The 22300-nt window shown below is 63.4% G+C and carries 23 protein-coding genes; 17 read left to right on the top strand and 6 right to left on the bottom strand.

Going from position 1 to position 22300, the window contains the following annotated elements:
• From ACQ4WZ_RS01940 to ACQ4WZ_RS01860, 17 genes are all read left to right on the top strand, one after another.
• Window positions 1–972 (top strand): GGDEF domain-containing protein, encoded by a 972-nt coding sequence (locus ACQ4WZ_RS01940; protein WP_436572441.1) that lies wholly within the window; start codon window positions 1–3, stop codon window positions 970–972.
• A 149-nt stretch (window positions 973–1121) separates the two neighbouring features.
• Complete coding sequence (locus ACQ4WZ_RS01935) at window positions 1122–2789, top strand: sensor histidine kinase (protein WP_436572440.1); 1668 nt, start codon at window positions 1122–1124, stop codon at window positions 2787–2789.
• On the top strand, window positions 2786–3487 hold the full coding sequence (locus ACQ4WZ_RS01930) for a response regulator (protein WP_243857966.1): 702 nt from the start codon (window positions 2786–2788) through the stop codon (window positions 3485–3487). The genes ACQ4WZ_RS01935 and ACQ4WZ_RS01930 overlap by 4 nt, the downstream gene beginning before the upstream one ends.
• Before the next feature lie 248 nt (window positions 3488–3735).
• Complete coding sequence (locus tag ACQ4WZ_RS01925; RefSeq protein WP_166674707.1) at window positions 3736–3882, top strand: hypothetical protein; 147 nt, start codon at window positions 3736–3738, stop codon at window positions 3880–3882.
• An 83-nt stretch (window positions 3883–3965) separates the two neighbouring features.
• Window positions 3966–4139, top strand: a complete 174-nt coding sequence (locus ACQ4WZ_RS01920) for a Flp family type IVb pilin (protein WP_101482350.1) — start codon at window positions 3966–3968, stop codon at window positions 4137–4139.
• Window positions 4140–4235: 96 nt separating this feature from the next.
• Complete coding sequence (locus tag ACQ4WZ_RS01915) at window positions 4236–4409, top strand: Flp family type IVb pilin (protein ID WP_166674706.1); 174 nt, start codon at window positions 4236–4238, stop codon at window positions 4407–4409.
• Entirely contained in the window at window positions 4406–5476 is a 1071-nt protein-coding gene (locus tag ACQ4WZ_RS01910) for a phosphatase PAP2 family protein (protein ID WP_133989837.1), read from the top strand. The genes ACQ4WZ_RS01915 and ACQ4WZ_RS01910 overlap by 4 nt, the downstream gene beginning before the upstream one ends.
• Window positions 5473–6060, top strand: a complete 588-nt coding sequence (locus ACQ4WZ_RS01905; protein WP_208327691.1) for a prepilin peptidase — start codon at window positions 5473–5475, stop codon at window positions 6058–6060. The genes ACQ4WZ_RS01910 and ACQ4WZ_RS01905 overlap by 4 nt, the downstream gene beginning before the upstream one ends.
• Before the next feature lie 45 nt (window positions 6061–6105).
• A complete protein-coding gene (locus ACQ4WZ_RS01900) occupies window positions 6106–6726 on the top strand; it encodes a methyltransferase family protein (RefSeq protein WP_133989835.1) in 621 nt (206 codons plus the stop codon).
• A 30-nt stretch (window positions 6727–6756) separates the two neighbouring features.
• Entirely contained in the window at window positions 6757–8103 is a 1347-nt protein-coding gene (locus tag ACQ4WZ_RS01895; protein WP_101482354.1) for an ATP-binding protein, read from the top strand.
• Window positions 8100–8933 carry a Flp pilus assembly protein CpaB gene (gene cpaB, locus ACQ4WZ_RS01890; RefSeq protein ID WP_101482355.1) on the top strand — a complete coding sequence of 278 codons (834 nt, stop codon included), beginning with the start codon at window positions 8100–8102 and terminating at the stop codon, window positions 8931–8933. Before ACQ4WZ_RS01895 ends, cpaB begins: the two co-directional genes overlap by 4 nt.
• A 48-nt stretch (window positions 8934–8981) precedes the next feature.
• Complete coding sequence (locus tag ACQ4WZ_RS01885) at window positions 8982–10781, top strand: type II and III secretion system protein family protein (RefSeq protein WP_436572439.1); 1800 nt, start codon at window positions 8982–8984, stop codon at window positions 10779–10781.
• A gap of 10 nt (window positions 10782–10791) precedes the next feature.
• The gene (locus ACQ4WZ_RS01880) at window positions 10792–11082 is read left to right on the top strand and encodes a pilus assembly protein (RefSeq protein WP_101482356.1); all 291 of its coding nucleotides are present in this window, start codon (window positions 10792–10794) and stop codon (window positions 11080–11082) included.
• 38 nt (window positions 11083–11120) lie between these two features.
• Window positions 11121–12311 (top strand): CpaE/TadZ family protein, encoded by a 1191-nt coding sequence (locus tag ACQ4WZ_RS01875; protein WP_101482357.1) that lies wholly within the window; start codon window positions 11121–11123, stop codon window positions 12309–12311.
• Window positions 12308–13693, top strand: a complete 1386-nt coding sequence (locus tag ACQ4WZ_RS01870) for a TadA family conjugal transfer-associated ATPase (RefSeq protein WP_436572438.1) — start codon at window positions 12308–12310, stop codon at window positions 13691–13693. Before ACQ4WZ_RS01875 ends, ACQ4WZ_RS01870 begins: the two co-directional genes overlap by 4 nt.
• 11 nt (window positions 13694–13704) lie before the next feature.
• On the top strand, window positions 13705–14682 hold the full coding sequence (locus ACQ4WZ_RS01865) for a type II secretion system F family protein (protein ID WP_436572437.1): 978 nt from the start codon (window positions 13705–13707) through the stop codon (window positions 14680–14682).
• 21 nt (window positions 14683–14703) lie between these two features.
• The gene (locus ACQ4WZ_RS01860) at window positions 14704–15636 is read left to right on the top strand and encodes a type II secretion system F family protein (protein ID WP_101482360.1); all 933 of its coding nucleotides are present in this window, start codon (window positions 14704–14706) and stop codon (window positions 15634–15636) included.
• 549 nt (window positions 15637–16185) lie between these two features.
• On the opposite strand, the gene ACQ4WZ_RS01855 is transcribed toward ACQ4WZ_RS01860, so the two are convergent.
• The 6 genes from ACQ4WZ_RS01855 to edd all read right to left on the bottom strand — a co-directional run bounded on the left by ACQ4WZ_RS01855 (window position 16186) and on the right by edd (window position 22027).
• Window positions 16186–17568, bottom strand: coding sequence for a TadE/TadG family type IV pilus assembly protein (locus ACQ4WZ_RS01855; RefSeq protein ID WP_436572436.1), 1383 nt, complete (start codon window positions 17566–17568; stop codon window positions 16186–16188).
• A 50-nt stretch (window positions 17569–17618) separates the two neighbouring features.
• Window positions 17619–18212, bottom strand: a complete 594-nt coding sequence (locus ACQ4WZ_RS01850) for a TadE/TadG family type IV pilus assembly protein (RefSeq protein ID WP_436572435.1) — start codon at window positions 18210–18212, stop codon at window positions 17619–17621.
• On the bottom strand, window positions 18212–18730 hold the full coding sequence (locus tag ACQ4WZ_RS01845; protein ID WP_101482363.1) for a TadE/TadG family type IV pilus assembly protein: 519 nt from the start codon (window positions 18728–18730) through the stop codon (window positions 18212–18214). Before ACQ4WZ_RS01845 ends, ACQ4WZ_RS01850 begins: the two co-directional genes overlap by 1 nt.
• Before the next feature lie 174 nt (window positions 18731–18904).
• Entirely contained in the window at window positions 18905–19417 is a 513-nt protein-coding gene (locus tag ACQ4WZ_RS01840; RefSeq protein WP_436572434.1) for a Rhs element Vgr protein, read from the bottom strand.
• A gap of 63 nt (window positions 19418–19480) precedes the next feature.
• The gene (eda, locus tag ACQ4WZ_RS01835; protein WP_010400696.1) at window positions 19481–20110 is read right to left on the bottom strand and encodes a bifunctional 4-hydroxy-2-oxoglutarate aldolase/2-dehydro-3-deoxy-phosphogluconate aldolase; all 630 of its coding nucleotides are present in this window, start codon (window positions 20108–20110) and stop codon (window positions 19481–19483) included.
• A gap of 3 nt (window positions 20111–20113) precedes the next feature.
• Window positions 20114–22027, bottom strand: a complete 1914-nt coding sequence (gene edd / locus ACQ4WZ_RS01830; RefSeq protein WP_436572433.1) for a phosphogluconate dehydratase — start codon at window positions 22025–22027, stop codon at window positions 20114–20116.
• Window positions 22028–22300 lie beyond the last annotated feature (273 nt).

The raw sequence follows: 22300 nt of genomic DNA, 5'->3' as shown, positions 1-22300 counted from the left end.
ATGCCGGATGCCTTACACCGACTCGCCCTGCTCGAGAGCATCATTGGCGCCGTGAACCTGGGCGCCATCGTGCTCGATGAGCAGCACCGCATCGTGCTGTGGAACCACTGGATGAAGCGCCACTCGGCGTGCCCGGCCGACGCAGTGCTGGGCCAGGACTTCTTCACCGTCTATCCGGAACTGCGGCACAAGCGCATCGATTCGGCCATCACCCAGGCCCTGCGCGACAATTTCCAGTCTCTGCTGTCGCAAACCCTGCACAAAGCGCCATTTGCCCTGTACACGCATGGCGCGGCCGCTGGCACGGTGGAAGGCCAGGAACGCATGCAGCAAGCCATCGCCGTCACCCCGATCAATTTACCCGGCTCACCGCGCCACTGCCTGATCCAGATCAATGATGTCACCATCGCTGTGGGCCGCGAAAAGCTGCTGCGTGAACAGGCCATGGTCTTGCGGTCGCAAACCTTTTCCGACGGCTTGACGGGCATCGCCAACCGCCGCCACTTCGACGTGGCGATCGAGAAGGAAATGCGGCGCGCCATGCGCACGGGCAGCCCCCTGTCGCTGCTGATGATCGATATTGACCATTTCAAGGATTACAACGACCATTACGGTCACCAGCAAGGCGACGACTGCCTGATCCGCGTGGCAGCCGAACTGGCCGCCATGCTGCAGCGCCCCACCGACCTGCTGGCGCGCTATGGCGGCGAGGAATTTGCCGCCATCCTGCCCGACACCGACGCCGCGCAGGCGCTGCGCATGGCCCAGGCGATCCGTGAACGGGCGGCAGAGCTGCGTATTCCGCATGCCAAGACGGGCGATGAGGTCAAGCACATCACGGTCAGCATCGGCATCGCCACGCAGCACCCGCAGCAGCAACTGGCCACCTCCGCCCTGATCGGCGCCGCCGACCGCGCCCTGTACCTGGCCAAAGGCGCCGGGCGCAACAGGGTCATGGTACAGCCACTGTAGGAAAGCAACGCCGTTACGCAATTCCAGTAGACAACTTTACGGCGGATGCGTAGACTCATATGTGATTGCAGCAAAAACAACAAGAGTTTATCTGCGGTATCCATTCAAGCGCATGCGCCGCTCCTGCGCGGATACGCCCAGGAGTGCTTGTGAACCTCGACCTGCCCCTCAAATCCCGTCTGCCGGGCACCGGCCTGGATACGACCATGGTCAATGGCATGCGCCTGCTGTTGTCCAGTGCCACCTTGCTGACCCTGTTCATCGACCCCGAAAGCGCAGGCAAGCTGAGCAAGATCACCTGGCTGATCTTTTCCGCCTACACCATGCACAGCCTGCTGCTCTACGTGCTGGCCCTGATGAACTTCAGCCTGCCCCAGGACATCTTGCTGTACTGGCTGGACGTGGCCTGGTATGCACTGATCGTATTCTCCAGCAGCAACCACAACAACCTGTTTTTCCTGTTTTTCTTCTTTGCCATCCTGACCTCGTCGTTCCAGCGGGGCTTCGAGGAAGGCGCGCGCATCACCCTGGCTTCGGCCGGTCTGTTCGCCGCCACCGCCCTGTTTAGCGAAACGAATGCGGAACTGTCGCGCCTGCTGCTGCGCACCACATTCTTGCTGGCACTGGGCTACATGATCGCTTACTGGGGCGGCTCGGCCATCACGCAGCGCAGCCACCTGGCGCTGCTGCGCGATGTCAGCCAGCTGTCCAATCCGCGCTTCGGGGTCGACCAGACCATTAGCTCGGTGCTGGAAAAAACCCGAAGCTATTTTCATGCCCGCAGCTGCCTGCTGGCGATGCAGGACAAGGGGGGGCCGCACTGGTCGCTGCGCAGTGCCGTGCATACGGGAACGGAGCTGGTCACGACCAGCGCCATCCTCAGCGATGAGGCGGCCAGCCCCTTGCTGGCATTCCCGCCCGAAAAGATCGTGCTCTACAACCGCCCCCTGTCCAGCTGGCTGCCGTGGACAGGCGGCGTGCGTACGCTGGACGCGGACAGCGGGCGCTGGCTGCGGCATGGCGATATGGCCGGCGCCAGCCTGGCCGAGCTGCTCGAAGCGCATTCTTTCATCAGCGCGCCCTTGCCTTTGCGCAATGGAACGGGCCGCCTCTACATCGTTTCCAAGACCAGCCTGAGCAAGACCGACGCCCTTTTCCTCAGCCATATCGGCGCGCAGGCGTTTCCCGTCATTGAAAACATCGAACTGCTCGACCGCCTGGCATCGCAGGCAGCCTCGCGCGAACGCGAAAAGATCGCGCGCGACCTGCACGACACCGCCATCCAGCCGTATATCGGCTTGCGCCACGGCCTGGCCGCCCTGCGCAATGATGCCCTGCCAGGCAACCCCCTGTTGCCTGAACTGGAAAAACTGATCCTCATGTCGGGCCAGGTGATCGCCGACCTGCGCAGCTATGCGCGCACCTTCAAGAACGGCCAGGTGCAAAGCGAGCCAGAACTGCTGGTGGCGCTGCGGCGCCAAGCGGCGCAGATCCACGAATTCTATGGCATCGACATCACCCTGCATATCGAGGGCGACCTGCGCATCAACGACCGCCTGGCAGCCGAGGTATTCCAGATCGTCAACGAAGGCATGAGCAATATCCGCAAGCATACGTCGGCACGCCACGGCGCAGTCAAGCTGACGTGCGCGCAAGGCGCGCTGCACATCAGCATCGACAACGAGTGCGCGGCCGCGCACGTGCCCGATTTCCTGCCCGACTCGCTGGCCGAACGCGCCGCCGCCCTCGGTGGCAGCGCCAGGGTCACGCACAACACCTTGGGCAACACCTCCGTACAGATCGAGATCCCCATATGAATGAATTACGCCACATGCCACCGGCCAGCCATACCATCAGCGTCATGCTGGTGGACGATCACAAGACCATGCTCTGGGGCCTGGAGCGGCTGATCGGCGGCGAGCACTCGGGCATGCGGGTGGTCGCCACGGCGTCCGACAGCGCCGAGGCGCTGGAGCAGGCGAAGGCGCTGCAACCGGATGTGATCGTACTGGATCTGGACCTGGGCGGCGTCAGCTCGCTGGCCATCCTGCCTGCGCTGGCGCAGTGCGGCAGCACGCGCGTGCTGGTGCTGACGGCCAGCCACGATCAGGCCGTACTGGACCAGACGGTACTAAAAGGCGCGCGCGGCATCGTCAGCAAGGATGCGCCGGCAGAAATGGTGCTCAAGGCCATCGAAAAGGTGTATCACGGCGAGCTGTGGCTGGAACACGCAATGCTGGGACGCATGCTGACGCAGCTGACCCAGCCCGGCGGCGGCTCGGCGCAAGCCATCGCCGTCGCCAGCCTGACCCTCAAGGAAAGAAAGATCATCGCCGCGCTGGTGCACGGCAGCGGCACGCCGGCCAAGCTGCTGGCGGACCAGCTGTTTATCTCCGAACACACCTTGCGCAATCACCTGACGTCGATCTACCGCAAGCTGGGCGTGTACAACCGCCTGGAACTGTACGCCTACGCCACGAAGCACCAGCTGGGCGAATTGCCGCCCGGCGCCTGACGCCGCAATCCCCCAGGACGGCCACAGCACGGCCGCGCACTCCCTCCCCGCCGCCCCCTTCGCCAACCACCGGCACGGCCGTTGCCTGCGCGCGCCAAACTCAACCATGACAATTGTCACGAAAAAAACAAGCAGTTCCTCCTTGCAATAAAAGGAGGTTCTTCTGATGTAGATCAAGCTGCCAACTTCTATAGTGATCTTACCGGAGTGCAAATCACCGCGCGGCCCACCACGACACGGAGCACAGCATGCGCCTTGACAAGTTTCTTCCGGCAGCCCTGATCACCTATTTGCAGGGCAAGCAAAAGGCTGCGTTCTACCGCTATGCACTGGTAGCGGCCCTCATGGCGGTGGTCTGCATCATCGGACTGCTGGCACTGGGCGAAAGCCCATGAGAACGCCTAATCGAAGCAACAGGAAGCAACGCTGCCATGTCGTTTTACCCACCGCTGTACCTTAACCACCACCAGGAGTTGTCATGAACCTCATCAAAAACTTTATCCGCGAAGAAGATGGCGTCACTGCAATTGAGTACGGCCTGATCGCAGCCCTGATTGCCGTGGTGATCATCGGCGCCGTCACCATCGTCGGCACGCAGCTGAAAAAGACCTTCAGCACCATCGGCACCAAGCTCACCACCGCCAACGGCTGATGCAGCGCAGTCCGGGCTTGCCCAGCGCCAGCCCGGACATACCGCCCCCGCCACACTCCAGCAAGCCCACCTTGATGACGCATAGCGAGGCCCATCGTGAAATCTCTCTTCAGCCGTTTTTCCGATGAATCGGCAGTCACGGCGATCGAATACGCGCTGCTGACGAGCCTGATAGCGGCAGTGCTGGTAGTCACGATCACCCTGCTCGGCGACCAGATCAAGCTGCTATTTGTCTACGTCAAGGACCAAGTGGTCCTGGCCCTGTCATGAATACCCTGCGCGCCTCGCTGCGCACCCACCGCGCCCTGCTGCTGATCGTGCTGCTGTACGCCGCCGCGGCAGCGCTGCTGGCCGGCAGCCTGCCCAGCCCATCGGACATCCTCAACGTGCTGGCAGGCTTCCTCTTGGCCATCCTCACGGGTCCCATCTTCATCCTGTGCGGCTATACCATTCGCGTCATGGTGATGCAACGTCCGCACCGCCTGTGCCACTACCTGTACCACGACCTGCGCCGCTACCTGAGCAACGAGCGCCTGCTGCACGCGCTGCCGGCCATGCTGCTGATCCCCGTCTTCGCCTCCAGCTTCACCGTCTTCAAGGCCGCCATCCCCCGCCTGCACCCCTACACCTGGGATGCCACCCTGTCCGCCTGGGACATCGCGCTGCATGGCGGCAAGGCCCCATGGGAAAGGCTGCAGCCGCTGCTGGGCCACCCGCTCGTCACGGGCCTGCTCAACTTCAGCTACCACTTCTGGTTCTTCCTGTTCTACGCCGTGCTGTACTGGCTCATCCTCGATACGCGCCGCCCGCTGCTGCGCATGCAGTTCCTGCTCAGCTTTGCGCTGACCTGGATCGTCCTGGGCAGCATCCTGGCCGTGCTGTTTGCCTCGGTCGGCCCCTGCTACTACGGCCACCTGCATGCCAGCGATCCGTATGCGCCGCTGATGGCCTACCTGCATGACACCAACCAGCACGTCCCCGTGTGGGCCCTGCAGGTGCAGGACATGCTGTGGCAAGGCTATCAAAGCAAGGGAACAAACGGCGATCTGGGCATCTCCGCCATGCCCAGCATGCATGTGGCCACGGCCGTGCTGATGGCCATCATGGGCTGGAATGTGAGCCGCGCCGCAGGCATCTCGCTGTCCGCCTTCGCCGTGCTGATACTGCTCGGCTCCATCCACCTGGGCTGGCACTATGCGCTCGACGGTTATGTCGGCGCGGCCGGCGCGGCGCTGGTGTGGCACCTGGTGGGACGGATGCTGGGCAGCCAGGCAGCGGCACCCGCCATGAGCATGGCCACGGTGCCCTGCATGAGCAAGGAAGGACTGACATCATGAACGCCCACCTGCCCATGCTGCTGTGCCTGGCCGTACTGGCCACCCTGCTCGCCGCCGCGCTGTGGCACGACCTGCGCACGCGCCGCATCCCCAACCTGCTGGTGCTGTGGGGCATGCTGGCGGGACTGATCCTGAACAGCTTCGTGCCGTCCGGCGCCGGCCTGTTCGACGTCGACTTCGGCGGCCTGGGCCTGCTGCAGGCGCTGGCTGGCGCCGCTGCCGGATTGGCACTGCTGCTGCCCATGTATCTGCTGCGCGCCCTGGGCGCCGGCGACGTCAAGCTGATGGCCATGTGCGGCGCCTTCCTCGGCCCCGACGCCGTACTGGAAGCGGCCCTGCTGACCTTCCTGTGCGGCGGCGTGCTGGCCCTGGCCGCCGCGCTGGCAGGCCGCCGCCTGCGCCTGGTGCTGCGCAACACCTACCACATGATGCTAGGCGCGCTGCTGCACAGCCTTGCCGGCGGCGCCGCCACGATCGCCGAACCGCCGCCCGCCACGGGCAAGCTGGCCTACGCCTTCGCCATTGCCAGCGGCACCCTGCTGCAGGTGTTCCTGCAATACAACCATCTGTGGAGCTTGCGCTGAAACGAAACGCGCCGCTCCGACGACCAGCCACCACAGGACCCGACCATGGACACCCTCGCCACTCTCTGCCACTCGCGCCGCGCCAGCCTGCTCACCAGCATCGCCATGGCCGGACTGTGGGTATTCTTTGCCAGTGCACACGTGGTGGGCTATTTGCACAGCGACGACTGGAGCTATTTGCTGTTCTGCGCCGCCGAAACCCTCGCCGCCCTGTTCTTTGTCGTGCGCTCGGCCCCCGTCAGCATTTCCACCGATGCGGGCGACTGGCTGCTGGCCATCGGCGCCACCTTCGCCCCTTTCCTGCTCTCGCCTGCCGACATGGCCATCTGGCCCGGCGCGCGTTACCTGCTGGCCATCGGCAGCCTGCTGCAGATCGCCGGCCTGCTGTCGCTGAATCGCAGCTTCGGCCTGGTGGCGGCGCAGCGCGAGATCAAGACGGGCGGCGCCTACCGCGTGGTGCGCCATCCCCTGTATGCCAGCTACCTGATTTCCCTGAGTGGCTACCTGCTGGCCAATACCTCGCCCGCCAATGCTGTGACCTACTTCGCGACAATCGCCATGATGGTTGCGCGCCTGCTGCGCGAGGAGCGCTTCCTGTCCACCGACGTACGTTACCGCGTGTACATGCGGCAAGTGAAATACCGGCTGCTGCCGTTCATCTTCTGACCTCACCATCCGGCAAAAGGAGCGATCATCATGCCCGATACCTACCCAGAAGCGCCTGCCGACGGCAGCATCATGCCGGCCATGCAGCGCGCACCACGCAACGTGGCCGAAACGGGCCTGCCCTTCCTGTTCCTGGTGGAACTGTTGGTGAAGGTCATGTTCCTGCGTGGCCAGATCGGCTTGCCGGCCCTGTCGTCGCACGTCAAACTGGGCGCCGGCGTGCTCGAACCACTGCTGACCTTCATGCGCGCCGAAAAACTGTGCGAAGTGCAGCGCAACGGCTACAGCGGCACGGATGCCGACCAGCACTACCACCTGGTCGACCAGGGCCGCCTGCGCGCCGCCGACTATTTGCGGCGCAATGCCTACAGCGGCCCGGCGCCCGTCACGCTGGCCCACTATAGCGCGCAGGTGCTGGCGCAAAGCGTGGCGCACATGCACGTCACGCGGGAAAGCATGATGCAGCAGTTTCACGACGTGGTGGCCAGCACGTCGGTGCTCGACCAGCTGGGCGCGGCCATGAATTCGGGCCGCGCACTGTTCCTGCACGGCCCCGCCGGCAGCGGCAAGACGTATCTGGCCGAGCGCCTGCATGGTTTGCTCAGCGGCACCATCGCCCTGCCGCACGCGGTCATGGTCGATGGCGAGGTGCTCCCCTTCCTCGACCCCATGCTGCACACGCTGGCCACCGGCGTGGCGCCGCCGGCCGACCCGCGCTGGGTACGCGCCTGGCGCCCCACCGTGCTGACGGGCGGTGAGCTGACGCTCGACATGCTCGACCTGCAATTCGATCCCGGTGCCCGCCTGTACCAGGCACCGCCGCACCTGAAGGCCAACAACGGTATCTTCATCATCGATGACCTGGGCCGCCAGCGCTGCTCGCCCGTGGAGCTGATGAACCGCTGGATCGTGCCAATGGCGCGCCGCGTCGATTATCTGTCGCTGCACACAGGCTACAAATTTCCCGTCCCCTTCGACGTGATCGTCGTATTTTCCTCGAACCTGGCGCCGCAGCAGCTGGCCGACGACTCCTTCCTGCGCCGTATCGGCTACAAGATCCATGTCGGGGAATTGAGCGGCTACCACTACGAAGCCGTGTTCCGCCACGTCTGCGAACAATTCGGCATGACCTTCAACCATGCTGCCTACCACTACCTGCTGCAGTTGCACGGCCAGCACGCAAGGCCCCTGCTGGCTTGCTATCCCCGCGACATATTGGCCCAACTGTGCGACGTGGCCCGCTATGAGGGCCGCCCGCCACGGCTCGAGGCCGAGGCGTTGCACTGGGCCTGGAACAATTATTTCGGCGCCGCCGACGGCTCCGCCGGCATACAGAACGGACCGGCTGCGGTCCTGGATAAAGGAGTATCAAAATGAGAAACGCACGCGCTCTGACAATGATGGCCTTCGCGGTCATCCTGGCGTTCGTGGCCGTCATCGTGGCCGCGCGCTGGATCAATGCCCAGGCCTCGGGCAATACCAACAAGGTCGCTGTCGCCCTGATCGACATCAGCCTGGGCGCGCGCATCGCGCCGGAAATGGTGCGCATGGTCGACTGGCCCAGCAGCGCGCTGCCGCCGGGCGCCATCAACGACCCGAAACTGCTCGATGCGCGCGTCACGCGCACCAGCATCCAGCACGGCGAACCGATCATGGAAAGCAAGCTGGCGCCCCCCGGCACCCAGGGCGGCCTGTCGGCCGTGGTGGGCGAGGGCAAGCGCGCCATGACGGTGCGTGTCAATGACGTGGTCGGCGTGGCAGGCTTCGCCCTGCCCGGCAACTATGTCGACATTCTCGTCAACACGCAGGACGATGCGGCCAAGACGGGCACCGGGCGAGATCCCAGCATCTCCAAAATCGTGCTCGAACGCATACTCGTGCTGGCCATTGCGCAGGAATCGAACCGCGACGACACCAAGCCCAAGGTGGTCAATGCCGTGACACTGGAACTGACACCCGACCAGACGGAAAAGCTCGACCTGGCGCGCAGCGTGGGCACCCTGTCGCTGGTGCTGCGCAACCAGATCGAAGACAAGCCCGTCAACACGGATGGCGCCACCAAGACCAGCCTGCTGGATGCCAAGGTCGCCGCCCAGGTGGCCGCCCCCGCCCCCCGGCCAGTCATACACCGCCGCGTGGTGCAAGGGCCAGCCGGGCCGCAAGTCGATGTCATCAAGGGGCTGGAACGCAGCTCCCAACAATTCTGAACAACGCTACGCCGATCGTCATCCGATCCGCACCACGAGGAGCACGCCATGAGCACCATGAGCAAACTGAGCACAGCAAACGGAGGCCGCATCCTGCGCATGGCCCTCGCCATCGCCACCATCGGCGCCCTTATCCCGGCAGCCCATGGCGAAGCGGGCGCACCTGCCACCTCGCCTGGCCTGTCGACCACGCCGCCCGGAGCCACGCCAGCCCCTGCATCAGCATCGGCTGTGGTCTCCGCGCCGCCCCCCAAGGTGGTGCGCCGCGTGCCGCGCGTGAAACCGGTGGCGCAGCAAGCCATGCTCGATACGGCGGGAGGACGCACGGAACTGTCGCGCAACATGGCGCTGGCCGAAGGCAAGTCCACCCTGATGCACCTGCCGTTTCCTGTCGCCCGCGTCTCGGTAGGCGACCCGCGCATCGCCGACGTGATCCTGCTCAACACCACCGATGTCTATCTGTTGGGCAAATCCGTGGGCACGACCAACCTGATCGTATGGAACCGCAATAATGAAGCGAGCATCATCGATCTGTCCGTCAGCATCGACGCCAGCCTGCTGCAGACGCGCCTGAGCGAACTGTTGCCGAACGAAAAAGAGCTGCGCGTGACGGTGGCCGGCGACACACTGATACTGTCGGGTGTCGTCAGCGACACCGTCAAGGCCGACCAGGCAATGTCGCTGGCCAACGCGTATGCACAACGTGGTTCCCGCCCCGCCGCTGGCGCCGCAGTTGCCGGTGCGGCACCCGCCGCCGCCGGCGCCGCACCCGACCCTTCGGGCGGCCCGTCAGCCTCGCCACGCGTGATCAACCTGATGGCGATCGCCGCGCCACAGCAGGTGATGCTGGAAGTCAAAGTGGCGGAAGTGTCGAAAACCCTGGTCGACCAACTGGGCGCCAACCTGGGCCTGAGCAAGACTATCGGCGGCTGGACCTATTCGCTGCTGTCGAACTTGCTCAGCAATAATCCCAGCGGTTTCAACGCCAGCAACAGCCGCAACGGCAACTTCCTGGGTCTCGATGCGCAAAAGCGCGATGGCTTGATCAAGGTACTGGCAGAACCGAACATCATGGCCATCAGCGGACAGGAAGCCAGTTTCCTGGCTGGCGGCAAGATCTTCATCCCCGTCAGCCAGACCAACAATGGTGGCACGCCCACCATCACGCTGGAAGAAAAAGAGTTTGGCGTGGCCGTGAAATTCACCCCCACCGTGCTCGAAGGGGGACGCATCAACCTGAAAGTGTCGCCGGAAGTGTCCGACCTGAACAAGGAAGGCATCGGCATCACGGCCACCGGCATTTCCACCACCGCCATCCTGCCCTCGTTTACCACGCGGCGCGCCACCACCACCGTGCAGCTGTTCGATGGCCAGAGCTTCGCCATCGGCGGCTTGATCAAGAACAATGTGACCAGCAACATCAAGGCCTTGCCGGGCCTGGGCGAAGTGCCCGTCCTGGGTGCCCTTTTCCGCAGCACGGACTTCCAGACAGACCGCTCGGAACTGGTCTTCATCATCACGCCGCACCTGGTCAAGCCGCTACCGCCCGACTACAAGCTGCCTACCGATCCGTATGTGCAACCTACGCGCGGCGACATGTTCATGCAAGGCAAGATGGAAGGCACGGCGCCCGCACCAGCGCCAGCACCACTGCCGCAGCCAGCGCCGATGCCGCTACCTGCCGCCGCGCCGCCGGCAGCCATGGCCGCGCCCGTGCCGCCTTCCATGCCGGTGGCCATGCCCGTCGCCACGCCGACGGTGAGCACCAACGACCTGCCGCAATACCGCGCCGTACCGAAAGCCGATGCGGCCACGTCATCGGCCAGCATTATCGATGATCTCAAATAGGAGCATCTCCATGAAAACCTTCGCAACCACCCTGCCCCGCTGCCTGCTGTGCGCTGCGGCAATCGGCGCGTTGGCCGGCTGTGCCGCCACCACCACCCCCGTGCTCGACAGCCATTTCGGCGAGTCGGTGACCTTGCTCAAGCAGCAGCAAATCCTGTATCCGGACGCGGCCTACAACAGCAATCCCGTGCTCGGTCTCGATGGCAAGGCCGCTATCAGTGGCTACAAGCTATACCAGAAATCCTTCAGCGCGCCCGATCCAATTCCCGACGTGCTGACGATCGGCGTCAGCAAACGCTGAACCGTACCCCATCCACCCAGCCACTGCCGGAGCTTGCCGTGAAAATCTTCATTATTTCCAGTAACGAAAAACAACTGGCCGCCATGACGGCGCTGTTGCGCGAGCGCCACGCGGGCGACGATATCGACAGCGCCGTCGGCAGCCTGGAACGGCTGGCCGGCACGGCTGAAATGGCCGTGCCTGACGTGCTGCTGCTGGCGCAGCCCGTCATCGACGATGCCGACCTGGTGCGCATCGAACGTCTGGCCAGCCGCCAGCCCGCCATGGCCATCATCCTGCAGTGCCAGCAGCAGGGCAGCGACTTCCTGCTGCAAGCCATGCGCGCGGGTGTGCGCGAGGTGCTGCCGCAAGCCGACAACGGCGCCGCCCTGAATGCGGCGCTGCAGCGTATCGAGGACAAGAGCGCGCGCCACGTGCGGCGCGATGGCAAGATCATCGCCTTCGTCTCGTGCAAAGGCGGCAGCGGCGCCACCTTTCTCGCCGCCAACCTGGCATACGCGCTGGCGCAGGACAACCAGCGCGTGGCGCTGTTCGATCTGAACTTGCAGTTTGGCGATGCGGCGCTGTTTGTCTCGGACCAGAAGCCGGCCGCCACGCTGTCGCACGTGGCGCAGCAGATTCATCGCCTCGACCCCTCCTTCCTCGCCGCCAGCATGGTGCAAGTGACGCCGAACTTCAGCATCCTGGCTGCGCCCGAAGATCCCGGACACGCGAGCGACATCAAACCCGAGCACATCGACCAGCTGTTGCACCTGGCGCGCCACGAGTATGATTTTGTTGTGCTCGACACGGGCCGCGGCCTCGATGCCATCAGCGTGCGCGCGCTTGACAACGCCGACATGATTTGCCCCGTGGTACAGGCAACGCTGCCCTACATCCGCGACGGCAAGCGGCTGCTGCAGGTGTTCCAGTCGCTGGAATACCCGACCAGCAAGATTCACCTGATCCTGAACCGCCATACGAGCGCCGATGAAATCCGCGGGCGCGACCTGGAAGCGGCCTATGGCCAGCAGATCTTCCACGCCATGCCGAATCATTACGCGGTGGCGGCGGCATCGGTCAACCAGGGCGTACCCGTGCTGAAGCTGGCGCCCGGCAGCCCGCTGGCCAAATCACTGCAGGAGTGCGCGCGCAAGCTGGGCGGTACGCGCGCGGCCAGCACGCCTGGCCTGTTTTCACGCCTGTTCCAGCGCAGCCGGCCCATCCAACTTCGAGGGGAAACAGCATGAGCATCGACATCAATGGTGCAGGCCCCAGCCTGCGCGAACGCCTCGGCAGTGCCCCGGCCTCGAACGGCAATTCGGCCTTCGGCGCCGTGCGCGGCGGCAGCATCGACAATCCCGCCTACCAGGAACTCAAGCAGCACGTGCACCAGTCCCTGCTCGACCGCATCGACCTGGAAGGCATGCAACGCCTGTCCCAGGAGCAGATACGCGACGACCTGAAGGTCCTGGTGGGGCGCCTGCTGGATGAAGACAGCGTCGTCATCAACGACCTTGAGCGGCGCACCCTGGTGCGCGACATCCAGGACGAAGTATTGGGCTTCGGCCCGCTCGAACCGCTGCTCAACGATCCCAGCGTCTCGGACATCCTCGTCAACACGCACCGGCAGGTGTATGTCGAACGCCATGGCCAGCTCGAACTGAGCGACATCCGTTTCAACGACGATGCGCACCTGATGAAGATCATCGACAAGATCGTCTCGCGCGTGGGCCGCCGCATCGACGAATCGAGCCCCATGGTCGATGCGCGCCTGCCGGACGGTTCGCGCGTCAACGCCATCATCCCCCCGCTGGCCATCGACGGACCCGTGATGTCGATACGGCGCTTTTCGGCCCAGCCGCTGCGGCTTTCCAACCTGGTCGAACATCACAGCCTGACGGCCGAAATGGCACAAATCCTGCAGGGCCTGGGCAAGGCCAAGATCAATATCCTGATCTCGGGCGGCACGGGCAGCGGCAAGACCACCATGCTCAACGCGATATCGGGCTTCATCAGCGGCACCGAGCGCATCGTCACCATCGAGGATGCGGCGGAACTGCAAATGCAGCAGCCGCACGTGGTGCGCCTGGAAACGCGGCCCGCGAACATCGAAGGCAAGGGCGAGGTGACGCAACGCGCACTGGTACGCAATGCCCTGCGCATGCGGCCCGACCGCATCATTTTGGGCGAGGTGCGCGGTGCCGAGGCGCTCGACATGCTGCAGGCGATGAATACGGGCCATGAGGGTTCAATGGCCACCATCCATGCCAACACGCCGCGCGATGCCCTGACGCGGCTGGAAAACATGATCAGCATGGCCGCCTCCATGTTGCCGGGCAAGGCCATGCGCCAGCAGATCAGCGCAGCCATCGGCGTGGTGGTACAGGTGGCGCGTCTGACGGACGGCAAGCGCAAGGTGGTGTCCATCCAGGAGATCACGGGCATGGAAGGCGAGATGATCACCATGCAGGAAATCTTCACGTTCCGCCAGACGGGCGTAGCCCAGGATGGCGCCGTCAGCGGCCACTTCCAGGCCAGCGGCGTGCGCCCCCGCTTCCTCGACCGCCTGCGCGCCTTCGGCGTGGTCGTGCCGGAAAGCCTGTTCGATCCCGACCGCCAATACCATTGAGGAGCCGCGCCATGGACACCAGTTTTTACGTCTTCGGGGCCCTGATCTTCATCGCCGTGGTGCTGCTCGTCACGGGCATGTACCAGGCCTGGAACAATGTGCGCGGGCCGGAATCGGAACGCGTGGCGCGGCGTCTGCGCGTGATGTCGGCCGGCGCCCACGCCGGTGAGCAGAACACGTCGATGATCAAGCAGCGCCTGCTCAGCGACACGCCGGCGCTGCAGAAATTATTATTGGAAGTACCGCGCGTGCATGCACTCGACCGCCTGCTGGAACAGTCAGGGCTGACGTGGAGCGTGGCGCAATGGGCCTTGCTGGTGCTGCTGACATTTCTCGTTGGCCTGGTCGGCGCCAGCCTGTTCGACCTGCCCTGGCTGCTGCGCCTGGTGGCAGCGGCCGCCTGCGCGCTGCTGCCCCTGTACTACATCGAGCGCGCCAAGTCGCGCCGCCTGCAGCGCATCGGCCAGCAGTTGCCAGACGCACTGGAACTCATGAGCCGCGCCCTGCGCGCCGGCCATGCCTTTCCCACGGCCCTGAAAATGGTCGGCGAGGAAATGAACGCGCCACTGGGCGACGAATTTCGCATCGCCTTCGACGAAGTCAACTTCGGCATCGCCATGCCGGACGCGCTGATGAACCTGGCCACGCGCGTGCCCAGCACGGACGTGCGCTATTTCGTCATCGCCGTGCTGATTCAGCGCGAGACGGGCGGCAACCTGTCGGAATTGCTCGATAGCATCAGCCACATCATCCGCGAACGCATCAAGCTGCTGGGGCAGGTGCGCGTGCTGTCGGCCGAGGCGCGCCTGTCGGCGTGGATCCTGGGGCTGTTGCCGTTCGGCGCGGCAGCCATGATCCAGCTGACCAACCCCACCTTCCTGGAGCTGCTGTACCGCGATCCCGGCGGACAGAAAATGCTGGGCGGCGCGCTATTGCTGATGCTGCTCGGCGTCATCTTCATGCGCAAGATCATCCATATCCGGGTGTGAATTTTTGAGGGGAACGACATCATGACTACCATGCAAATGGGCTTTCTCGGCTTGCTGTTCGTCGCCGTCTTCGCCGGCGCCATGTTCGTGCTGCTGCTGGCCATACCTGACCCGCTGCGCCAGCGCCTCGACAGCGTGGGCGCCGCCGGGACTGGCGGCGCCCGCCACTGGCTGGCGCACTTCGTCAAGCTGAGCAAACCACTAGCGCGTTTGTCCCTGCCCGAAGATGGCTGGGAGACGTCGAAAACACGCCTGCGCTTCATGCATGCAGGACTGCGTCACCCATCGGCGCCGCTGCTGTACTTTGGCGCCAAGACGGCCTTCGCCGTGGGCCTGCCCGTACTGCTTTTCCTGGGCCTGAGCGTGGCCGGCGTGCATTACAGCGGCACGGCATTACTGCTGTGGCTGCTGCTGGCAGCCGCATTCGGCTACTACCTGCCGAACGGCTGGCTGAACCGCCGCATCCGCCTGCGCCAGCGCGACATTTTTGAAAGTTTTCCCGATGCGCTGGACCTGATGACGGTCTGCGTGGAAGCTGGCCTGGCCATGGATGCGGCGCTGGCGCGGGTGGCCTCCGAAATCACGCTGAAAAGCGCCGTGCTGGCCGAGGAACTGCACCTGCTGACGCTGGAACTGCGCGCCGGCAACTCGAAGGAACGGGCCTTGCGCAACTTGGCCCTGCGCACGGGCGTGGAAGATGTCGATGCCCTCGTTGCCATGCTGATCCAGGCCGAACGGTTCGGCACCAGCATCGCCGCCTCCCTGCGCGTGCAATCGGACCAGTTGCGCACCAAGCGGCGCCAGCTGGCAGAAGAGCAGGCAGCGAAAATTGCCCTGAAACTGCTGTTTCCGCTGATCTTCTTCATCTTCCCTTCCCTGCTGGTGGTGCTCATGGGACCAGCCTTCCTGCAGATCTACCGCGTGCTGCTGCCTGGCATGGCCGGCGGCAATTAAAACCGCAGCCCTCCCACATGCTCCTGGCGGTCAACGCTGCCGGGAGCCAAAGATCTCCTCCGCAACACCCCGTCCCGCCCTTTGCCTGCTCTCCTGCCGGCTACCCGCATTGCCCTGCTCCGGCCTGAACACAAGCGCATTCCACATTGCCTGGCGCCTCTGCCGCTGCGCATGCCGCATACGTGAAGGGCGGCACAGGCACGCCGCCCGATTCCAGCCTTTTCAGGTCTCGACATCTGCGTTATGAATGGCTTCGGGATGTGCCCGCCCCCCCTGTCAGCGATCACTGGCCACCCACCAAGTACGGTACGCCCTTCGGATCATGGGTTGCCGGACTTGGCTGGCTAAAATATCGAGGACCGAGCTGTGCATATACTAGCGGGGCAATCCGCCATGCGGCACGAAGATCCCGCTACATGCGACATCGACTCCTCGGCGAGCGGAAGCTTGAGCGGCACTGCGGCATGGTGTGCTGTCCGCAGCCTAAGTGCACAGGCAATAAAAAAGGGCCGGAGCGAATATCCGGCCCTGACCATCTGTTTTCCGTATCTACATGCTGATGCGCAAAATGGCCGAGGCGAGTTTCTCGAAGCAGGGCTTCAACTCGTTGGAGTTGGCGGCGTGGCAATAAATGCCGACGGGTTGGCCGGCGCCCGCGTTCACGCAGCGCGACAGGGCATCGGGCGTGTTGGCCATGCACTTGAGGATATCTTCGCCCTTGTCGCTGGGCGCGGGGCCGTTCGCTTTCGTCAGCTCGCTGCCCAGGCCCAGGGTAAACACGTACATGCCCTCGCTGCGGGCCTTGGCGGCCACCGCTTCGAGCAGGTTGCGCGAGGCCCGGTTGACATTGATCCAGGTGGCCGAATTGCTGCTGGTATCGTTGGTGACCGAACGCGGCGTAGCCGTGATGATGGGGAACTCCTGCAAGGCCGGCAAGTTCGTGGGATTGTGCGCGTTATACCACTGCGGCAAGGCGGCCGCATCGAGGTTCTTGACGATGTTCGTATCCTGGTCGCACTTGCCGGCCGCCGTCGTGTCCTGCTTGTCGATCCGCCACAGGCCGGCCGGCGTGCCGGTGCTGGTGCCGTCGCCCGTCACCAGCGATCCAGGCGTAGTGCAGTCGGCCGGCTTCTTGAACTTGAAGACGGACGAAATGGTATTGGGCGATCCATCGGAAAAAAACACGATGACGCGCAGACTGGAACGGTTGGCCAGGGCGATGCTGTTGAGCTGGTCGCGACCATTCCACATGCCTTCGACCGAATTCGTCAAGCCGTCAAACGAATAGTTGCCAATGGTGGTCTTCATGCCCGCCTGGTCGAAACCGCGCGCCACCTTGTTGATCGGCTTATCGACTTCGGCGCCGTAGGAGAAATGGATCAGGGCCATGCGGTCCAGCGCCGGATTGAATTTGCTGAGAAACAGCTGCGCGCTGCTGATGACGGTGGAGCCGACAGGCGACAGCGAGCCCGAGGTATCCATCACGAAGGCCAGGTCCAGGTCCTTGCGGATGGTCTGCGCCGAGGCGCTGACCGACAGCAAATTGAAGCCTAGCACGCGCATAAGGGTCACGGGCACGGAGGCCGTGGCCGCCGCATCGATCGTCACCTTGCCGGCATCAAAGGTCACGGTGGGATTGTTGAAGGTGGGCGTGGCCCCCAGGTAGCCCGTGGGGAAATTCGCGGCAAAGAATTTTTGCGCCGCCGCCTGGGCGCTGGCCCGCTGCGCCGCCTCGCCCACGCCTTGCGTCACGGCGCGCGCGGCGGCGATGCTGGCCGAATCGACGGCCGCATTGAGCTTGGAACGGATGATGAAGCCCAGGCCGGAATCGATGGCCAGCCCCACCGCGCCGATCAGCACCACCATCGACAGAGCGATGACGATCAGCACTTGCCCCTTTTGTTTTCCGGTCTGCCTGCGTATGCTTTTCATGATGTTCTCCCGGCGCGTGCACGTGCGCCTGCGCAATAATGACAGCGTGTCTAAAAAATAGTCTTGGCGTACAGATTGCCGCTCAGCTGGGGCGTTTGCGCTCCAAAACCCAGGCTCATGCCGGCAAACAGGATGTTGGCGCGATACAGTCCCTCGACGACATAAATGACTTCGCCATTGGCCAACTGGTTGCTCATGGCATCGTTGATGGGCGAACCACCGCTGGGAATGCTGGTGCACTTGCCCGTGCCGTCGCTGGCCCAGTTGCTGCAGTTCCACACCTTGCTAGCCTGCTGCGGCCCTTGTGTCCAGCGGTAATGTTCAAGAATGACGTTTTGCTTGCCGGGGCCATTGCCCATGATCTTGCTGATGTACATGCTGCCATTGCTGGCCATGTCCAGCGGCGGCGTCGTCATCGCCAGCGCCGTCATGATGGTTTGCGGGTCCTGCGAGGAGCGCGAGGCCAAATTGGCCCCTTCGCGGCTCAGATTGGTCAATATCATGTCGCCTTGCACGATGCGCGCCAGATCGAAGACGGGGACGGCCATCATCAGCAAGAAGGGCAACACCAGGGCGAATTCCACGGCAGCCACGCCTTGCAGGCGGCGCGCGCGCATCAATGCCAATTGTTTGGATGGTGTCATCAGAAGGCCTCGTTACGCATGGTGGCCGCGACGCTGAAGGCATACTGGCCGGGCGCACTGGTGGAAGTTTTGGGATTGAGCAAGGCCATCAAGCGCCATGCGGGGGTGATGACGGGCCAGGTGCAGTTCACCTGCAGCACAACGATATCGCCGGCCGAGCCGAACATATTGTTGTTGTAGGCGGAGGGCGCTTGCGATACGCCATTGACCACCACCACGGGACTGACCATGGCATACAGGCCCAGCGAACTGTCGTTGATCTTTTGTAGCACGGCCTCGTAGCGCTGTTTGTTGGCGCTGGCCGGATCAAGGTTGTTTTGCCCCGTGATGGAGTAGCGGGCCCCTTCGCGCACGGCGTATTGCATCGTCAGGTTGACCCAGAACATGATCCCCAGTTCCATGATCATGGCGATAAGGAAAAAGAGGATAGGGGCGATCAAGGCAAATTCCACCAGCGCTGCGCCACGTGGGCGTTTTTTCAGGCACGACTTTCCTCTACAGCTGTTTCTAATCTGCATGATTTACTCGCTTGGACAGGTTGCTCTCGATCTCGCGCCGAGGTTGCAATTAAAACAAAGAAATTGTTCTTTGTATAATTTAATTTAGGTAATGCTGAGATGAATGTCAAGGTCTGAATACATGCAAATTAAATATATATGCACGCGTACATGAAATAACGATAGGAAACGAAATTAGCGCGGCAGCAAGCTGCAGTCGGCGGGGTCGAGCAGGAAGCCTTGCAGGATGTCCTGCAGCTGCGGCAGTTGCGCCACGTAGGCAGCAATGCCCAGCTGGCGGGCGCCGAAATAGTGGGCGATGATGTCGCCCTGCTGCTCCATGTTGAAGTCGGACAGGATACCGCCGGCTTGCGCGTCGTAGCGATAGGCGCGCTGCCGGATGTAGCCGCCGCACAGCGCCAGCCGCACGCCATGCAGCAGCACGCAGTAGCCGAGCTGGTACTGCCACACGTGCACCATTTCGTGGATGAAGAATAGCTTGCCGCCGTTGCCTTCACGCGAAAAATCGTCGCGGTACTGGGCCGGCATGAAGTGCAGGCTGCCGCGCGGCGTCATCGCCGTGTTCTGGTCCTGCAGGCCGAATGGTAAAAAGGAGCCGCGCACCACACGCACGCGCGCGTAATCGATGGCGCCCTGAAAGACGCTGCGGGCCATGGCGGTTTCGCCGATGGTCAGGGGGCGGCGCAAGACTCGCATGCAGAGGAGGGAGGAAAGCGCGGCAGGCACGCAAGCCTGCCGCGCCGGTACCGCTTACGCTGAGCGCAAACCGCTGGCAGCCTTGGCGATTTCCGTGATGCGGTCCCAGTTGCCGGCCGCGATCGCGTCTTTCGGCGTCAGCCACGAACCGCCCACGCAGGCGACGTTCTTGCACGCCAGGAACTGCGACGCCGTCTCTTGCGAGATGCCGCCCGTCGGGCAGAACGTGATGTCCGGCAGGGGGCCGTAGATGGCGTTGAGCATGCCGATACCGCCGGCAGGCACGGCCGGGAACAGTTTCAGCTGCTGGAAGCCGTTTTCACGCGCCGCCATCACTTCACCGGGCGTCATCACGCCTGGCAGCAGGGGCAAGCCGCTGCTTTTCGCCGCCGCCACCAGGGCCGACGTCAGGCCTGGCGAGACGCCAAACACGGCGCCCGCATCGCGCGCCTGGACAAATTCCTCGGGACGGGTCAGGGTGCCGACGCCGACGATGGCGCCCGGTACAGCCGACATGGCGCGAATCGCTTCCAGGCCATGCTTGGTGCGCAGGGTCACTTCCAGCACGCGGATGCCGCCCGCCACCAGCGCGCGCGCCAGCGGTACGGCGTGTTCAGGATCGTCGATCGCAATCACGGGGATCACGCTCGATGTGCGCATAATTTCCAGTAGTGTCATGGTCATCTCTTATTTCCTAGCCAAAAAGTCTTCATCGGAACCGGGTACAGTATCACCGACATTGTCGGCGTCGTGCAAGGCGACGGTGGTGGGAATCGGCGACGGCAGGCCGAAGGTGGTGGCACCCTCTTCCGCCGCGCTGACGGTGGAACGGAACATGGAAAACAGCTCGCGGCCCATGCCGACGTGGTTCGGCGACAGGTCGGCAGTTACCAGCGAACGCGCGTGCCAGACGTCGGCCGGCACCAGCGCTTCGAGCACGCCCGTAAAGGCGTCAAGGCGGATGATGTCGCCGTCGCGCACCAGGCCCAGGGCGCCGCCGGCGAGGATTTCAGGCGACACGTGGATGGCGGCCGGCACCTTGCCCGACGCGCCCGACATGCGGCCATCGGTAACCAGCGCCACCTGGCGGCCCGCATCCTGCAGGTTGGCCAGCGCGGGAGTCAGCGCATGCAGTTCCGGCATGCCGTTGGCGCGCGGGCCCTGGAAGCGCAGCACGGCGACAAAGTCGCGGTCCAGGGTGCCGGCCTTGTAGGCGTTCATGAACTCTTCCTGCGAATTGAACACCAGGGCAGGCGCTTCCACCGTGCGGTGCTGTGGCTTGACGGCCGAGACTTTCATCACGGCGCGACCCAGGTTACCTGCGACGAGGACCATGCCGCCGTCCGGCGCGAACGGATTCGAAGCGGGACGCAACACGTTTTCATCGGCGCTGGCGGCCGGAGCATCTTTCCAGAAGACCTTGCCGTCTTCACCGAGGAACGGTTCCATGCAGTGCGCGCGCAAGCCATGGCCCAGGATGGTGTTGACGTCTTCGTGCAGCAAGCCCGCGTCCAGCAGTTCGCGGATCAGGTAACCGGTGCCGCCGGCCGCGTGGAAATGGTTCACGTCGGCGTCGCCGTTCGGGTAGATGCGCGTCAACATCGGCACGATGGCCGACAGTTCATTGAAATCGTTCCAGTCGATGACGATGCCGGCCGCCTTGGCGATCGCCACCAGGTGCAAAGTGTGGTTGGTCGAGCCGCCCGTGGCCAGCAAGCCCACGACGGCGTTGACGATACATTTCTCGTCAACGATATGACCGACTGGCAAGTAGCTGGCGCTTTGCGCCGTGATGCCCGCAGCACGCTGGGCGGCAGCTTTGGTGAGCGCATCGCGCAGCGGTGTGTTCGGCGTGATGAAGGCGGCGCCCGGCAAGTGCAGGCCCATCACTTCCATCAGCATCTGATTGCTGTTCGCCGTACCGTAGAAGGTACAGGTGCCGGCGCCATGGTAGGCTTTCGACTCGCCTTCGAGCAAGTCTTCGCGCGTGGCCTTGCCTTGTGCATACAACTGGCGCACCTTGGCTTTTTCCTGGTTCGACAGGCCCGACGTCATCGGACCTGCCGGCACGAAGACGGCCGGCAGATGGCCGAAGTGCAGCGCGCCGATCAGCAGGCCCGGTACAATCTTGTCGCACACGCCCAGGTACAGGGCGGCATCGAACATATTGTGCGACAGCGCCACGGCCGTCGACATGGCGATGGTATCGCGCGAAAACAGCGACAATTCCATGCCCGGCTGGCCTTGCGTCACGCCATCGCACATGGCGGGCACGCCGCCGGCGAACTGGGCCACAGCACCCACTTCGCGCACGGCTTGCTTGATGATTTGCGGAAAGCCTTCGAAGGGCTGGTGCGCCGACAGCATGTCATTGTACGAAGACACGATGGCCACGGAAGGCTTCTTGTATTCCTTCAGCGACAGCTTGTCGTTGGCGGGAAAGGCGGCAAAACCGTGCGCCAGGTTGGTACACGACAGGGCGCCGCGCTGCACGCCCTGGATGCGGGCAGCATCCAGATGCGCCAGGTAGGCGCCGCGCGATGGCCGGCTGCGCGCGATGATGCGCGCTGTTACGGATTCGACTACTGGATGCAGCGCCATATGAATTTCCTTAAAAATGAGTATTTCGTGAAATTTTACTACAAAATGGTGAAGAAGAAGCACTCTCGCATGGGCCAACAACAGAAATAAGCCACAAATTGCGGCGTATCAAAGCCAACCCAGGCAATATCGCGTATCCACAGCTGCCAACATATCCCTTATATACGACTGCTGCAATCGCTAAAAAAAGCACAACAAAATCGGCTTCACGTTACAAACTGTAGTGAAATTACGTTTTTCTGATGTATTATTCTCATACCAACGCCGGATCCG

This window comes from Janthinobacterium darwini, from assembly GCF_051380905.1.
GTDB lineage: Bacteria > Pseudomonadota > Gammaproteobacteria > Burkholderiales > Burkholderiaceae_D > Janthinobacterium.
The sequence above is the reverse complement of the archived record's forward strand: the minus strand, read 5'-3'. Positions and strand labels throughout refer to the sequence as shown.

Coding starts and splice junctions, on each gene's coding strand:
- ACQ4WZ_RS01940 (WP_436572441.1), top strand. CDS start 1: ATGCCGGATGCCTTACACCGACTCGCCCTGCTCGAGAGCATCATTGGC.
- ACQ4WZ_RS01930 (WP_243857966.1), top strand. CDS start 2,786: ATGAATGAATTACGCCACATGCCACCGGCCAGCCATACCATCAGCGTC.
- ACQ4WZ_RS01925 (WP_166674707.1), top strand. CDS start 3,736: ATGCGCCTTGACAAGTTTCTTCCGGCAGCCCTGATCACCTATTTGCAG.
- ACQ4WZ_RS01920 (WP_101482350.1), top strand. CDS start 3,966: ATGAACCTCATCAAAAACTTTATCCGCGAAGAAGATGGCGTCACTGCA.
- ACQ4WZ_RS01910 (WP_133989837.1), top strand. CDS start 4,406: ATGAATACCCTGCGCGCCTCGCTGCGCACCCACCGCGCCCTGCTGCTG.
- ACQ4WZ_RS01905 (WP_208327691.1), top strand. CDS start 5,473: ATGAACGCCCACCTGCCCATGCTGCTGTGCCTGGCCGTACTGGCCACC.
- ACQ4WZ_RS01900 (WP_133989835.1), top strand. CDS start 6,106: ATGGACACCCTCGCCACTCTCTGCCACTCGCGCCGCGCCAGCCTGCTC.
- ACQ4WZ_RS01895 (WP_101482354.1), top strand. CDS start 6,757: ATGCCCGATACCTACCCAGAAGCGCCTGCCGACGGCAGCATCATGCCG.
- cpaB (WP_101482355.1), top strand. CDS start 8,100: ATGAGAAACGCACGCGCTCTGACAATGATGGCCTTCGCGGTCATCCTG.
- ACQ4WZ_RS01885 (WP_436572439.1), top strand. CDS start 8,982: ATGAGCACCATGAGCAAACTGAGCACAGCAAACGGAGGCCGCATCCTG.
- ACQ4WZ_RS01880 (WP_101482356.1), top strand. CDS start 10,792: ATGAAAACCTTCGCAACCACCCTGCCCCGCTGCCTGCTGTGCGCTGCG.
- ACQ4WZ_RS01870 (WP_436572438.1), top strand. CDS start 12,308: ATGAGCATCGACATCAATGGTGCAGGCCCCAGCCTGCGCGAACGCCTC.
- ACQ4WZ_RS01865 (WP_436572437.1), top strand. CDS start 13,705: ATGGACACCAGTTTTTACGTCTTCGGGGCCCTGATCTTCATCGCCGTG.
- ACQ4WZ_RS01860 (WP_101482360.1), top strand. CDS start 14,704: ATGACTACCATGCAAATGGGCTTTCTCGGCTTGCTGTTCGTCGCCGTC.
- ACQ4WZ_RS01855 (WP_436572436.1), bottom strand. CDS start 17,568: ATGAAAAGCATACGCAGGCAGACCGGAAAACAAAAGGGGCAAGTGCTG.
- ACQ4WZ_RS01850 (WP_436572435.1), bottom strand. CDS start 18,212: ATGACACCATCCAAACAATTGGCATTGATGCGCGCGCGCCGCCTGCAA.
- ACQ4WZ_RS01845 (WP_101482363.1), bottom strand. CDS start 18,730: ATGCAGATTAGAAACAGCTGTAGAGGAAAGTCGTGCCTGAAAAAACGC.
- eda (WP_010400696.1), bottom strand. CDS start 20,110: ATGACCATGACACTACTGGAAATTATGCGCACATCGAGCGTGATCCCC.
- edd (WP_436572433.1), bottom strand. CDS start 22,027: ATGGCGCTGCATCCAGTAGTCGAATCCGTAACAGCGCGCATCATCGCG.